This window comes from Halorubrum sp. F4 (assembly GCF_027257195.1).
Classification (GTDB): Archaea; Halobacteriota; Halobacteria; order Halobacteriales; family Haloferacaceae; genus Halorubrum.
Genome location: NZ_JAPDFS010000003.1, coordinates 15,057 through 29,040 on the forward strand (window position 1 = coordinate 15,057; position 13,984 = coordinate 29,040).

At 68.9% G+C, this 13,984-nt stretch carries 11 protein-coding genes; 7 read left to right on the forward strand and 4 right to left on the reverse strand.

The window, feature by feature from the left end:
• Positions 1-226: 226 nt before the first annotated feature.
• The 3 genes from OKW78_RS08415 to OKW78_RS08425 form a co-directional block, all read right to left on the reverse strand.
• Positions 227-1,054 (reverse strand): undecaprenyl-diphosphate phosphatase, encoded by an 828-nt coding sequence (locus tag OKW78_RS08415; protein WP_281194752.1) that lies wholly within the window; start codon positions 1,052-1,054, stop codon positions 227-229.
• A 74-nt stretch (positions 1,055-1,128) separates the two neighbouring features.
• Positions 1,129-1,890 carry a hypothetical protein gene (locus OKW78_RS08420; RefSeq protein WP_281194753.1) on the reverse strand — a complete coding sequence of 254 codons (762 nt, stop codon included), beginning with the start codon at positions 1,888-1,890 and terminating at the stop codon, positions 1,129-1,131.
• A gap of 70 nt (positions 1,891-1,960) precedes the next feature.
• The gene (locus OKW78_RS08425; protein ID WP_281194754.1) at positions 1,961-3,061 is read right to left on the reverse strand and encodes a DUF4330 family protein; all 1,101 of its coding nucleotides are present in this window, start codon (positions 3,059-3,061) and stop codon (positions 1,961-1,963) included.
• Between the two features lie 290 nt (positions 3,062-3,351).
• On the opposite strand from OKW78_RS08425, the gene aglF reads away from it, so the two are divergent.
• Positions 3,352-4,137, forward strand: a complete 786-nt coding sequence (gene aglF, locus OKW78_RS08430) for a UTP--glucose-1-phosphate uridylyltransferase AglF (protein WP_281194755.1) — start codon at positions 3,352-3,354, stop codon at positions 4,135-4,137.
• A 156-nt stretch (positions 4,138-4,293) separates the two neighbouring features.
• Here aglF and OKW78_RS08435 read toward each other — a convergent pair whose 3' ends face one another.
• Positions 4,294-5,091, reverse strand: a complete 798-nt coding sequence (locus tag OKW78_RS08435; RefSeq protein ID WP_281195203.1) for a bacteriorhodopsin — start codon at positions 5,089-5,091, stop codon at positions 4,294-4,296.
• A gap of 268 nt (positions 5,092-5,359) precedes the next feature.
• Here OKW78_RS08435 and OKW78_RS08440 point away from each other — a divergent pair, with 268 nt between their 5' ends.
• The 6 genes from OKW78_RS08440 (at position 5,360) to OKW78_RS08465 (ending at position 13,882) form a co-directional block, all read left to right on the forward strand.
• The gene (locus OKW78_RS08440; RefSeq protein WP_281194756.1) at positions 5,360-5,773 is read left to right on the forward strand and encodes a plastocyanin/azurin family copper-binding protein; all 414 of its coding nucleotides are present in this window, start codon (positions 5,360-5,362) and stop codon (positions 5,771-5,773) included.
• A gap of 117 nt (positions 5,774-5,890) precedes the next feature.
• Positions 5,891-6,838, forward strand: coding sequence for a sulfite exporter TauE/SafE family protein (locus OKW78_RS08445; protein ID WP_281194757.1), 948 nt, complete (start codon positions 5,891-5,893; stop codon positions 6,836-6,838).
• 1 nt (position 6,839) lies between these two features.
• Entirely contained in the window at positions 6,840-9,368 is a 2,529-nt protein-coding gene (locus OKW78_RS08450) for a cation-translocating P-type ATPase (RefSeq protein WP_281194758.1), read from the forward strand.
• Between the two features lie 112 nt (positions 9,369-9,480).
• Positions 9,481-12,258, forward strand: coding sequence for an alanine--tRNA ligase (gene alaS, locus OKW78_RS08455; RefSeq protein ID WP_281194759.1), 2,778 nt, complete (start codon positions 9,481-9,483; stop codon positions 12,256-12,258).
• 9 nt (positions 12,259-12,267) lie between these two features.
• A complete protein-coding gene (locus OKW78_RS08460) occupies positions 12,268-13,068 on the forward strand; it encodes an alpha/beta fold hydrolase (RefSeq protein WP_281194760.1) in 801 nt (266 codons plus the stop codon).
• Positions 13,069-13,168: 100 nt separating this feature from the next.
• The gene (locus OKW78_RS08465; RefSeq protein WP_281194761.1) at positions 13,169-13,882 is read left to right on the forward strand and encodes a type 1 glutamine amidotransferase; all 714 of its coding nucleotides are present in this window, start codon (positions 13,169-13,171) and stop codon (positions 13,880-13,882) included.
• The last annotated feature ends 102 nt before the right edge of the window (positions 13,883-13,984 follow it).

The following is a 13,984-nucleotide window of genomic DNA, read 5'->3' on the forward strand; positions in this document are numbered from 1 at the left end:
GCCGACGCTTGATTTCCGCGCGACCGCCAGCCGGTCACGCGCTGCGGGATAATCGTACTCAATCCGGTGGATTATATATCGGTTACGACACTGAAAGTTTCCGACCAGAGAAACTTCGAATACTGATGACTGATACGCTTCGGTCGTGGGTTAAAATAACAGAGAGGATGCATATATAAATACATCAACGAATTGAACTGTCGGCGAGGCGAGTCTCGTTCTCGACTCACACCACGAGGGAGACGACGCCGCCGCCGACGATCGCGAGTCCGCCGAGTCCGAAACAGACGGCCCAGAACGGAACGCGCTCGACGATCCGCATCAGCGCGTCGATCGTGACGTAGCCGACGACCGCGCTGACTCCGAGCGCGGCAGCAGCCGGACCGGGAGCGATCCCGGGAAGTCCTCCCGCATCGAGGAGCGTCAGAACCGCCGCGCCGAGACTCGCGGGAATCGAGATCAGAAACGACAGACGGAACGCCGCCGGCGGATCGTAGCTCCGAAACAACAGCGTGCTCGTCGTCACGCCCGACCGTGAGATCCCCGGAAGGATCGCGAACCCCTGTGCGGCACCCACGAGCAGGGAATCGACGAGCGTCGGGTCGGTGCTCCCGCCCATCGACACCGACTCCGAGGCGTACGTCAGGACGCCGGTCGCGATGAGAAGGAATCCGATGACGGCGATGAACACGCCCCCGGTGAGCCGACCGGCCAGATCCACGGCGAAGACGTACAGCGGGATCCCGACGATGCCGGTCATGGCGCTGGCGAGGACGACGTACGAGACGAGCGCGTTGTCGCCGTCGTATGCGCCGGTCGGTCGCCAGCCGGGAGTCGCCCGCAACGCGGTCAGGATCTCCTCGCGGTAGTACGTCGCCGCCGAGAGCGTCGTCCCGACCTGCAGGAAGAGCGCGAGCTGTAGGGCGGCATCGGGCTCCGTACCGACGAACGTGAGGAACAGCGCGAGGTTCCCCTGGCTCGAGACCGGAAGCCACTCGACGACGCCCTGAACGACCCCGGCGAGGACCGCGATGAGGAGGTCCGTGTCCGTCACGTCTCACACTGGCGCGATCCGGGTACTTAAGCAGCACCGATCCCTGCGAAGCGAACCTCGACGACGAATCCTGACTACCGCCGGTCGTCATTCGACTCCTGGTTCGACTCCACCGCGTCCGAATCCTCCGGGAAGAGCGTCGGCTCTGGATCCTCCGACGAGTCACTAGCGTCGTCCGGGAAGAGCGTCGGCTCCGGATCGGTCGATGACGTTTCCCCGTCATCGGTGAGCAGGTCCGACTGGGTACCGTCCGGCATCTCGTCATCTTCGGTCGAAACGTCGGTTTCGTCCGAGCCAGTCGGCTCGTCGATCGCCTCCGGCGGGGCCGGCGGCTCCAGTGCACGAACCAGGAGTTCGACGGGACGGGTGTCGCGGACCTCGGCCCAACTCCGTCGGTCGCGCAGTCCTGCAGCACCGACCACGTAGAGCACGAGCGCACCCGCGAGAAGGGTCCGCGAGACGGCGTCGTCGGCGACCGCGGCGAGGAAGGCGACCGATCCTACACCCACGGCGAGACCGCCGGCGACGCGCAGAGGTGACTCACGAACCTGCGTTATCGCGACTTTGACCGCCCTAGCGAGGATCGATCCCGCCATGGCACCGACGAGGAAGTCTATGATCCAGTCGAGGATCCCGAGGAAGGGCCCGACCGTCCACGTCTCGCGGAGGTCGATCACGATCACGTCCGGGTCGGGCTCGGCGGTGAGCCATCGGTACAACCACGAGGCGCGGACCGCGCTCGCGACGCGGTCGCCCGCGGCTCGGGCCCGTTCGAGGACGACCGAGCCCGAACCGACACGCGAGAGGAGTCCCCCGTCCGCGTCACGAGTCGTCATCGGGTGAACTGATCGGGTGGAGCGTCAAACCGGTTGTGGTCGCGTGGGCAGCCGCCGACGGTCCTCGGACTCATCCGCTCACGTTGACGACCGTCGCGCGGACGGTGACGGTGCCGAGATCGATCGTCACGGTCTCGCCCTGCCGGAGCGGTTCGCCCTTGAATCGCGGGCCGGAGACGGTCTCGCGAACCTGGAGTTCGGTCGTGAGCGTCACCTCGCGGTCGATCGGGTGGTCGACCACGTTCACCGACCCGTTGTCGCCGGTGGCGATGATGAGCGAGGGGCGGGTGTCGACGGCGGTGACGCGTGCGACGGTGTCGCCGCCCGCCTCCTCGACCATTCCCGGCTCGAGCGCGTCTGCCATGTCCTCCCGGACGTCGTCCATTCGGAGGGTAACCGTGCGGGTGGATGCCGAGCCCAGCTGGAGCTCGCCGCCGACACGCTCGATCCGTCCGTTGATCGTATAATCGGCGGTCGACAATCGAACGTTCTGGCCACGTCGTACCGGGTTCCCGCCGAAGCGTTGATCCCCGCTCTGCCGGTGTGTCCGAAGCGTCGCGGCGACGAACACTCGGCGGCGGTCGGGGTCGTTGGTCGCGAACTGCGTCACGTTCCTGATCGTCGCGACCGTCCGGCCCGCGAGGCGGACCTCGTCTCCGGGAGAGACGTCCTCGGCGTCCGCGGTCGCGAGCGTGTCCCGGAGGACGACCGTCGTCTCCTCGCGGTCGAGCGCGTCGCCGTCGCCCACCGCTCGGATCCGTCCGTCCAGCGTGTAGCGGTCGGTGTTGAGCGAGAGGCTGCGACCGAGCCGCAGCGGGGCGTCCCCGTACGCGATTGAGCCGTCGTTCTCGAGTTCGCCCTCGAGCGCGACGCGGAGGGTGACCCCGATGTCGTTCCCGCGTGGGGTAAGGTGGACGTCGGTGACGGTCATCGTGGAGACGTCGTTCGGGCTGTAGGTGTCGCCCTCGTTTATCGCGTCGACGATGTACGCCGGCTGGGTTCCCATATCGAGGGTCGCGTAGGTGGAGTCGAGATTCGGTTCGGGTTCGGGGTCGTCGGAGAACACGAGCGCGACGCCGGCGACGCCGACCGCAAGGACCAACAGCACGACGAGCGCGTCGACGACGTTGACGACGCCGAGGAGGTCGCCGTCGTCGTCGATCAGTTCCATGAGGGACCACCCGTGAATCGCATTAACCCATGGGTGTTAGGCGGGGAGTAAAACGGTTCCCCTTTCGGAGGCGGACGAACTCGACGGGAGCGGGCCAGTCGATGACCGGGGAGGGAATCTGGATCTCCACTCCGGCGAGCTCCACCCCGGCGGTCACGGACGATCGCCATCGCCATCGAGGGTGAGAGAGCACGTTTCGTCCGACTCCATTCGTGGTTCGATCTACGCGTTCGGCTCGACGATCGGGGAGTGAAAACGTATTTATCGCGCTACTGGTGTGTATGTGACATATGCAAGCAGTCGTGCTCGCCGCCGGCGAAGGGACGCGGCTTCGACCCCTCACGGAGGAGAAACCCAAGGGGATGGTCGAGGTCGCGGGCAAGCCCATACTGACGCACTGTTTCGAACAGCTGGCCGAGCTCGGGGCCGACGAGCTGTACGTCGTCGTGGGGTACCGCAAGGAGGCGATCATCGAGTACTACGGCGACGAGTTCGAGGGCGTCCCGATCACGTACTCCCACCAGCGCGAACAGCTCGGACTCGCCCACGCGCTGCTCACCGTCGAGGAGCACATCGACGACGACTTCATGTTGATGCTCGGCGACAACGTGTTCCGCGCGAACCTCGAGGACGTCGTCAACCGCCAGCGGGAGACGCGCGCCGACGCCGCGTTCCTCGTCGAGGAGGTCCCCTACGAGGAGGCGAGCCGGTACGGCGTGTGTGACACGAACCAGTACGGCGAGATCGTCGAGGTCGTCGAGAAGCCCGAGGACCCGCCGAGCAACCTCGTGATGACCGGCTTCTACACGTTCACGCCCGCGATCTTCCACGCGTGTCACCTCGTTCAGCCCTCCAACCGCGGCGAGTTCGAGATCTCCGACGCGGTCGACCTCCTTCTCGCGTCCGGCCGGACCATCGACGCGATCCGCATGGACGGATGGCGAACCGACATCGGCTACCCCGAAGACCGGGAGAACGCCGAGGAACGGCTGATCGAGGAGCGCGGCGAGGTGGTCAACGGGGCCGACGAGACGGGAGGCGAGGACGCCGAGACCGCGGCCTCCGAGGAGTCGTGAGGAGGACGGCCGACGTGTTCGAACGGACCACCCGACGTTCCCGGTCGGGCGAGTGAGTCACGAGTTGGATCGGTTGGGTTTCCGTAGGATCGGCTCCCGTTTCCGTAGGATCAGCCCCCGTTCTCCGAAAGCGCGCACGGGCGTTCGAGATCGGCGTCAGTCGTCGGCAGGAGCCGTAGTACCGCCTACCGAACCGAGTCCGGAGGCCACATCGGAGACGGTACGTTCGTTACTGGCGACCCACCGGAGCAGCAGGAACGCGAAGACGTACTTCGCGACGATATCCATGGCGCTGTACGCCCACGAGGTGTATGCGACGTCGAGTACCGCGAACCCCTCGGCACCGAGCGCCCAGAAGATCGGGTAGCCGAGCCAGAGGACGACGGTGAGGATCTTCAGCGTGTCGAATATCTCCGTGGTTCCCGCGATCTCGGCGTCCCGGGTCCACTCGACGAGGAGGACGTACAGCACGACGGCGAAGAACGCACAGCTGATCGCGTACCAGAACCAACGAAGCGCGTAGGAGGACGTGGTGAGCGCGGCCGCGAGGCCAGTGACGCACATCCCGATGTCCATCACGATCACGGTGAACAGTTTGGTGAGGTTCGACCCGGCGAGTAGTCCGAGCGCGAGCAGGATCATCGGCGTCGACAACGCCCACGTGAGGTACCGCCCCCACATCGTGAGCACCTCCTCGCCCGCCAGCGGGTGACCGGCCGGCATCTCGAGGAAGCTCACCGTGAGCCCGGAGGCCAGTCCCAGATAGCTCGAGATGGAGACGAGCGGAACCATGAGCGTCGCGACGAAGATGAGCTGTGAGCGCGGATCCTCGACGTTTCGACCCATGTAGACGAAAAGCAGGATCGACAGTCCCGCGAGCGCGATGTTCGCCCAGAACGAGAGATTCAACAACTGGTCCGCCCGTATCTCCCGATACACCTCCGTCTGGGTCAACTCCATCGGAACGCCCTGTGACGCGAGCGCGAGGTCGGCTACGGCTGTTTCGATCATGTAACACTCTAATTTCGAGAAGTAATCACATAACGGCAATACCCAACCAGTGTGGTATCTCACGCCGGAATACGCAGACTGTGAGGTGATCCGACAGGATCGCGAACGACGGGACGATCCGACGAGATCACGAACGCCGGAACCACCCGACGGCCTCCCGATCTCCGAGACCAACCGCGGTATTGAAACGGTCGAAACCCTGAGGACGAACATGTACCGGAGACGGTTCCTCGGGCGGGCCGGCGCGGCCGGCGTCGCGGTCGGGTCCGCTCTCGCGCTTTCCGGATGTCTCGCCGATCCGTACGACGTGGGGATGACCGCGACCGGGTTCGTCCCCGAGGAGGTGACCGTCGAGGTCGGCGACACCGTCGTCTGGGAGAACACGAGCGTCCGCGGGCACACCGTCACCGCCTACGAGGACGCGATCCCCGAGGAGGCCGAGTACTTCGCCTCCGGGGGCTTCGAGAGCGAGGCCGCCGCCCGCGAGGCCTGGTCCGACTTCGGCGGCCGCCTCGAGAACGGCGACCGCTTTTCGCACACCTTCTCGGTTCCGGGGCGATACGACTACGTCTGTATCCCTCACGAGACCGGCGGGATGGTCGGGGCCGTGGTCGTCGAGGAGTGAGATGACCGTCGACCTCCCGCGTGCGGTTCGACGGTTCGGCGGCTCGGCAGTTCCCCGTCGCTCGGAACCGACGAAACCCATTACCGCACGCGCCCCCAACTCGCGTTGAACCACGCGATGGACCCATCCAGCATGCTCGGTACCGACGTTCTGTTGTTCCTCGCCATCGGCCTGCTCGGCGGGGCCCACTGTATCGGGATGTGCGGGCCCCTCGTCACGACGTACGCGGCACGGATGGACCCCGACGCGGGACGGACGGACGGCGGAACACACGGAACGACCGGCGGCACACGTGGGACGGCCGGCGGGACGCACGGAACGGCCGGGGAGACGGCCGACGGGACGTCCCGAACAGACCAAACAGGCCGAACCGGCCGCGCCGACCGCGACGCCCGTGGCGGCCACCTCACCACCTATGAGGTGCGCCAGCACGCGCTCTTCAACCTCGGGCGGACGGTGAGTTACGCCGCCATCGGTACGGCGCTCGGCGCGCTCGGCGGAGCGGTGCTCGTGACGACCGCGACGCTGACGGGCGCGGCGGGGACGGTCCGCGGGATCGTCGGACTCGGCGTCGGTCTCGTCGTGATGGCGGTCGGGGTCCGGTACGTCCTCGGCGGCACGACCGGCGGCGTCCATCTTCCGGGGCTCCAGCGGGTCACGGGCTGGCTGACCGGCCACGTCGACCGGCTCGCGAACGGCCCGGGGATCGTCGCGCTCGGCGCGGTCCACGGACTCCTCCCCTGTCCGATCCTCTACCCGGCGTACCTGTACGCGTTCGCCAGCGGGTCGGCGCTCTCGGGGGGTCTCGCGCTGGCCGCGCTCGGCGTCGGAACGATGCCCGCGGTGTTCCTGTACGGCACCCTGATCGGGAGCGTCGACGCGGTCCACCGGCGGCGGGTCCACCGCCTGCTCGGGGTCGCGTTCCTCGCGCTCGGGTACGTCCTGTTCGCACACGGGCTGATGTCGATCGGGATCCACGTCCCGCACCCGCGGCTGCCGTTCTGGAACCCGCTCGACGCGAGGATGGGCGGGATGAGCGGGATGGCCAGCCACGGGGGTGGCTAGCGTGCCCGAAAACGCCGATCGCTCCCCCGGGTCCGACCCCGACTGTACGCTGTGTGACCTCCCGACCGAGGGGGTCGACGTCGTCGACGACGACGGCAACCGCTTCTGCTGTGTCGGCTGTCGGGACGTGTACGACGCGCTCGGCGACGTCGACGTGGACGCCGACGAGGTCGCGGCCCGTCGGGATCGCGAGAGCGAGGCGACGGACGCCGATGCGGACGCGGATACAACGGTCCCCGCCGGCCACGAGGCGACCTTCCTCGAGGTCGACGGGATGCACTGTGCGACCTGCGAGGCGTTCATCGAGACGGTCGCGACCGACACGGCGGGCGTCAGCGCCGCGAGCGCCAGCTACGTCACCGACACCGTGCGAGTCGACCACGACCCCGCCGACGTCTCCGCGGACGACCTCGCGGACGCCGTGAGCGGGCTCGGCTACAGCGCGTACTCGCGCGACGACGCCTTCTCGCGCCGGCAGGCGGACAACATGGCGACCGCGCGGCTCGCGATCGGCGTGCTCGTCGGGATGGCGGTGATGTTACAGTACATCGTGTTGATCTACCCGACGTACTTCGCGTTCCCCTTCTACGACGAGCGGACGCTCTCGTACCTCAACGAGGCGATGTCCTCGACTTCTGGGACGTACTTCTTCATCGTGCTCGGCGTGTTGACGACGATCGTCCTCCTCGTCACCGGCAAGCCGATCCTCCGGGGGGCGTACGTGAGCGCGCGGACGCGCTCGCCGAACATGGACCTGCTCGTCGCCATCGCCGCCGTCAGCGCGTACCTCTACAGCACGCTGGCGGTCGCGCTGCTTCCCGACCCCTCGATCTACTACGACGTGACCGTCGCGATAATCGTGATCGTCACCGTCGGCAACCACTACGAGTCGTCGGTCAAGCGGCGGGCGACCGAGCTGCTCTCCGATCTCACCGCGGTCCAGGTCGATACCGCCCGACGGGTCGGTCGCGAAGGGGACGACGAGGGCGGCGAGGAACGGGGAGAGCCGACCGAGGTCGCGATCGACGCGCTGGAGCCGGGCGACCGCGTGCTCGTTCGCGCCGGCGAGCGGATTCCGGTGGACGGCGAGGCGGTCGACGGCGACGCCGCCGTCGACGAGTCGGTCGTCACCGGGGAGTCGATGCCGGTCCGCAAGGAGCCGGGCGACGCGGTGGTCGGCGGCTCCGTCGTCGCCGACGGCTCGCTGACGGTGGCCGTGGGCGACGACGCCAGCTCCAGTCTCGACCGGGTCGCGGAACTCGTCTGGGACCTCCAGAGCGGGAACCACGGCGTCCAGAAGCTCGCGGACCGGCTCGCGACCGTCTTCGTCCCCGTCGTGCTCGCGGTCGCGGTCGTCGCCGCCGCGGCCAACCTCGTCTTGGGCAACGGGGTCGCGACCGCGATGCTCGTCGGGCTCACGGTGCTCATCGTCTCGTGCCCGTGCGCGCTCGGGCTCGCGACCCCGCTCGCGGTCGCCGCCGGCCTCCGCGACGCGCTCGAACGCTCCATCGTGGTCTTCGACGACACCGTCTTCGAGCGGATCCGCGGGGCCGACGCCGTCGTCTTCGACAAGACCGGGACGCTGACGACGGGCGAGATGCGCGTTCTCGATCGCGACGTCGACGACGACCTGCTCGCGCTCGCCTCGGCGTTGGAGTCGCGCTCGGCACACCCGGTCGGCCGGGCTATCGCGGCGGCGCGGGCGGACTCCTCCGGGGGACCCGCCACCGACGGCGGGACGGCGACCGCGGAGACGGCCGGATCCCCCGACGACACCGTCCCCGACGACCCCGCCGTCGACGCCTTCGAGAGCCACGCACGCGGCGTCTCCGGCGTCGTCGACGGGAGCGAGGTCGTCGTCGGCCACCCGGACCTGTTCGACGAGCGCGGCTGGACGGTGCCGGACGCGATCCGCGATGCGGTCGCCGCCGCCCGCGACGTGGGGCGCGTCCCGGTCGCGATCGGTCGCGACGGCGCGGCGGCGGGGCTCGTCGTCGTCGGCGACGAGCTCCGCGAGGGATGGGAGGAGACGGTCGGCGCGCTCGCCGACTCCGGCGTCGAGGTCGTCGTCCTCACCGGCGACGACGCGCGCGCGGCGACCGTCTTCCGCGAGCACGACGCGATCTCGGAGGTGTTCGCCGGGGTGCCGCCGGAGGGAAAAGCCGAGACCGTCGAGCGGCTGAAGGGCCGCGGGCGGACCGTGATGGTCGGCGACGGCACCAACGACGCGCCGGCGCTCGCGGCCGCGGATCTGGGCATCGCGCTCGGCGGCGGCACCGCCATGGCGGCCGACGCGGCCGACGTGGCCGTCGTCGACGACGACCTCTCCTCCATCGAGACGATCTTCGAGCTCTCGCGGGCCGCGGGACGTCGCGTGAAGGGGAACGTCGGCTGGGCGCTCTGTTACAACGCGATCGCCATTCCGCTCGCGGTGACCGGACTCCTCAACCCGCTCTTCGCCGCGGTGGCGATGGGGCTCTCGAGCCTGCTGGTGGTGACGAACTCCTCGCGGCCGCTGCTGGCCGAGTGACTCGGAGGCGGATCGGCGGAGTGGCCGGGACGCGGATCGGGTGAATGGACCGTCTATCGCCGATGACCGCACCCCGGAACCCTTTTGCACGAACACGGGTCAGGACATGGTAATGAGCGATCTCGAAGCGGAGTACCGCCTCGATTACTTCGAGGAGGAGGGGTTCGACAGGAAGGAGTGCCCCTCCTGTGGGGCGCACTTCTGGACGCGCGATCCCGACCGCGAACTGTGCGGCGAACCGCCCTGTGAGGACTACAGCTTCATCGACGACCCCGGCTTTCCCGAGTCGTACACGCTCTCGGAGATGCGCGAGGCGTTCCTCTCGTACTTCGAGGACCACGGCCACGAGCGGATCGACCCGTACCCGGTCGCCGCGAACCGCTGGCGCGACGACGTCCTGCTGACGCAGGCGTCGATCTACGACTTCCAGCCGCTCGTGACGTCGGGGAAGACCCCGCCGCCGGCGAATCCCCTCACGATCTCCCAGCCGTGTATCCGGATGCAGGACATCGACAACGTCGGGAAGACGGGCCGACACACGATGGCGTTCGAGATGATGGCCCACCACGCGTTCAACACCCGCGAGGACGCCGAGGCGGAGTACGCCTACGAGGGGGAGGTGTACTGGAAGGACGAGACCGTCGAGTACTGTGACGGGCTCTTCGAGGAGCTCGGCGCGGACCTCTCCGAGATCACCTACATCGAGGACCCGTGGGTCGGCGGCGGCAACGCCGGCCCCGCCATCGAGGTCATCTACAAGGGCGCGGAGCTGGCCACGCTCGTCTTCATGTGCATGGAGCGGGACCCCGACGGCGACTACGAGATGAAGGACGGGCACACCTACTCCTTCATGGACACGTACATCGTCGACACGGGCTACGGGCTCGAGCGATGGACGTGGATGAGCCAGGGGACTCCGACCGTCTACGAGGCGATCTATCCCGACGCCATCGACTTCCTGAAGGAGAACGCGGGGCTCGCGTACACCGCCGAGGAGGAGAAACTCGTCTCCCGGGCCGCCAAGCTCTCCGGCCGGCTCGACATCGACGACGTCGACGACGTGGAGGACGCCCGCGGCGAGATCGCCGAGCGGCTCGACGTCGACGTCGACCGCCTGCGCGAACTGGTCGAGCCGCTGGAGTCGATCTACGCCGTCGCCGACCACTCGCGGACGCTCGCGTACATGTTCGGCGACGGCATCGTCCCCTCGAACGTCGGGACGGGCTACCTCGCGCGGATGGTGCTCCGCCGGACGAAGCGGCTCGTCGACGAGGTGGGCGTCGACGCCCCGCTCGACGAGCTCGTCGACATGCAGGCCGACCGGCTGGGGTACGAGAACCGCGACACGATCCGCGAGATCGTCCGTACCGAGGAGCGCAAGTACCGGAAGACGCTCGAACGCGGCTCGCGAAAGGTCGAACAGCTCGCCGACGAGTACGCCGGCACCGGCGAGCCGATCCCGACGGCGGAGCTGCTGGAGCTGTACGACTCCCACGGGATCCAGCCGGACATGGTCGCGGAGATCGCGGCGGACCGAGGTGCGAGCGTCGACGTCCCCGACGACTTCTACGCGCTCGTCGCCGACCGCCACGAGGAGGTCGACGGCGAGGGGACCGAGGACGACCGCGACGATCGCTTCCGTGACCTCCCCGAGACGGAGAAGCTCTTCTACGACGACCAGGGTCGGACGGAGTTCGAGGCGGTCGTCCTCGACGTGTTCGAGGCCGAGGACGGCTACGACGTGGTGTTGGACCAGACGATGTTCTACCCGGAGGGCGGCGGCCAGCCGGCCGACCGCGGCCAGCTCGTCGACGGGGAGACCACCGCCGAGGTCACGGACGTCCAGGAGGTCGACGGCGTCGTCCTCCATCGCGTCGACGCCGACCCCGGGAAGGGCGAGTTCGTCCGCGGACAGGTCGACGGCGACCGCCGCGAGCGACTGCGGGCACACCACACCGCGACGCACCTGATCGGCCACGCGGCCCGCGAGGTGCTCGGAGACCACGTCCGACAGGCGGGCGCACAGAAGGGGCTCGACTCCTCGCGGCTCGACGTGCGCCACTACGACCGGATCTCCCGCGAGCAGACCAGGGAGATCGAGCGCGTCGCCAACGAGTTGGTTCGCGAGAACCTCCCCGTGAAACAGGAGTGGCCCGACCGCAACGAGGCGGAGGCCGAACACGGCTTCGACCTCTATCAGGGCGGCGTGCCGCCGGGAACGAACGTTCGACTGATCCACGTCGGCGACGCGGACGTCCAGGCGTGTGCGGGCACCCACGTCGACCGCACGGGAGACGTCGGCGCGGTCAAGGTGCTCAAGACCGAGCCGGTCCAGGACGGCGTCGAGCGGATCGTCTTCGCCGCGGGCGGGGCGGCCGTCGAGGCGACCCAGCGCACGGAGGACGCGCTGTACGACGCCGCGAACGCCCTCGACGTCGACCCGCTCGACGTGCCGGAGACCGCGGAGCGGTTCTTCGAGGAGTGGAAGGCCCGGGGCAAGGAGATCGAGGCGCTCAAGGAGGAGCTGGCGGCCGCACGGGCCTCCGGCGGCGCCGACGCCGAGGAGGTCGAGATAGACGGCATCACCGCCGTGATCCAGCGGCTCGACGGCGACACGGACGAGCTTCGCGCGACCGCGAACGCCCACGTCGACGACGGGAAGGTCGCGGTGGTCGGCAGCGGCGCGGACGGCTCAGCGAGCTTCGTCGTCGGCGTGCCCGACGGGATCGACGTGGACGCGGGCCAGGTGGTCGCCGAACTCGCCGGACGCGTCGGCGGCGGCGGCGGCGGCCCCCCGGACTTCGCACAGGGTGGCGGTCCCGACGTCGGCGCTCTGGACGACGCGCTCGAGGCCGCCCCGGACGTGTTGCGGACGCTCCAAGAGGCGTAGTCGCCAACCATGCCGCACGCGAACAACGGCGGCGTCTCGATCCGATACGAGGTCGACGAGGGGCGGTCGGCCGACGGCGAGGCGGTCGTGTTCTGTGGCGACGTGGGGCTCGGCGCGTGGCAGTTCGGCTGGCAACACGCCGCGCTCGCGGGACCGCACACGGTCGTCACGCCGGAAACGCGGGGCGTGGGGCGCTCGGACGCGCCGCCGGGGCCCTACTCGGTCGAAGCGCTCGCGGGCGACCTCGACGCGGTGTGTGCCGCCGAGGGCGTGCGGAACGCCCACCTCGTCGGGTACGGGCTCGGCGGGATGGTGGCGCTGGCGTACGGGCTTGGCTCCTCGCGGCCCGCGAGCCTGACGCTCGTCGGGACGCCGCCGGCCGGCGACGCCTACAACCCGGCCGGGGTGTGGGCGGACCCGTCGGACCCGGCCGCCGTCCGGGGGTCGTTGACGGGGCTGCTCTCCGAGGAGTTCCGGCGGACGCACGCGGACGCGCTCTCCCGGATCGTCGAGTGGCGGCTCGCCGAGGACGCGGACCGCGAGACCTTCGAGGCACATCGTGCGGCCGTCGAGGGGTTCGACGTCGCCGATCGGCTCTACGAGGCGACCGTGCCGGCACTCGTCGTTCACGGAAACGAGGACGCGGTCTGTCCGCTCCCCGCGGCCGAGACGCTCGCCGAGGGGCTTCCCCGGGGGGAGCTCCACGCGGTCGAGGGCGCGCGCCACCTCGTGGGCGTCGAGGCGTCCGCCGCGGTCAACGACGTCGTCGCCGGCTGGCTCGCCGAGCACACGGCCGACCCGGACGCGTGACGGCTCGGACATCGGCGGTTCACGGCCGACGTCGTCGGCGACACCGGACGGTTCCGACGCCGCCACAACGGTTTTGAGCCCCTCGCCCGTCGGATCGGGCATGAGTCGTCTCCGATTCGCCCTGCTGAACGCCGCCCACGACGGCGAGCACACCCGCAGGAACTTCCGGCGAGAGCTCGACGCCGACCTCGTCGAGTTCGACGCGACGGACGCACACCTCCCCGACCACACCGACTTCGACGGGGTCGTCATCACGGGCTCCCGCTCGTCGGTCTACTGGGACGAGCCGTGGATACCGAAACTCGTCGACTACGTCGCCGAGGCGGCCGACGACGGCGTGCCGATACTGGGCGTCTGTTACGGCCATCAGGTGCTCGCGGAGGCGCTCGGCGGCCGCGTCGCCGGCATGGACGGGTTCGAGATCGGGTACAACACGGTCCGGCACCGCGGCGACGACCTGTTCGAGGACGTTCCGGAGTCGTTCACCGTCTTCACGACCCACGGCGACGCGGTCGTCGACCTCCCGCCGGGCGCGACGCTGCTCGCCGAGAACGAACACGGCGTCCACGCGTTCCGCGAGGGGCACTGCTGGGGCGTCCAGTTCCATCCGGAGTACGACGTCGAGACCGCCCGCGACGTGGCCGACGGGAAGCGCGACTCGCTCGGCGACGCGCGCGTCGACGACGTCCTCGCCGGGATCACGCCGGACGCGTTCGAGGCCGCCTGCGAGGCGAAGTCGATCTTCGACAACTTCGTCGCGTACGCCCAGGACGTGAAACGCGACCGGAAGGTGACCGCGGCCGCGGACGACTGATCCGCGTCGTCGACGAGTCGTGGATGGTTCCGGAATTCCGGGAGAGTCCCAGGAGGTGCCGGGGCCGGTAACTACATTCACCGTGACGGTGTAGGGGAAAAC

What these genes read in the sequence shown, in the direction of transcription:
- OKW78_RS08420 (WP_281194753.1), bottom strand. Translation starts at nt 1,890, where the DNA reads ATGACGACTCGTGACGCGGACGGGGGACTCCTCTCGCGTGTCGGTTCG.
- OKW78_RS08425 (WP_281194754.1), bottom strand. Translation starts at nt 3,061, where the DNA reads ATGGAACTGATCGACGACGACGGCGACCTCCTCGGCGTCGTCAACGTC.
- aglF (WP_281194755.1), top strand. Translation starts at nt 3,352, where the DNA reads ATGCAAGCAGTCGTGCTCGCCGCCGGCGAAGGGACGCGGCTTCGACCC.
- OKW78_RS08440 (WP_281194756.1), top strand. Translation starts at nt 5,360, where the DNA reads ATGTACCGGAGACGGTTCCTCGGGCGGGCCGGCGCGGCCGGCGTCGCG.
- OKW78_RS08445 (WP_281194757.1), top strand. Translation starts at nt 5,891, where the DNA reads ATGGACCCATCCAGCATGCTCGGTACCGACGTTCTGTTGTTCCTCGCC.
- alaS (WP_281194759.1), top strand. Translation starts at nt 9,481, where the DNA reads ATGAGCGATCTCGAAGCGGAGTACCGCCTCGATTACTTCGAGGAGGAG.
- OKW78_RS08460 (WP_281194760.1), top strand. Translation starts at nt 12,268, where the DNA reads ATGCCGCACGCGAACAACGGCGGCGTCTCGATCCGATACGAGGTCGAC.
- OKW78_RS08465 (WP_281194761.1), top strand. Translation starts at nt 13,169, where the DNA reads ATGAGTCGTCTCCGATTCGCCCTGCTGAACGCCGCCCACGACGGCGAG.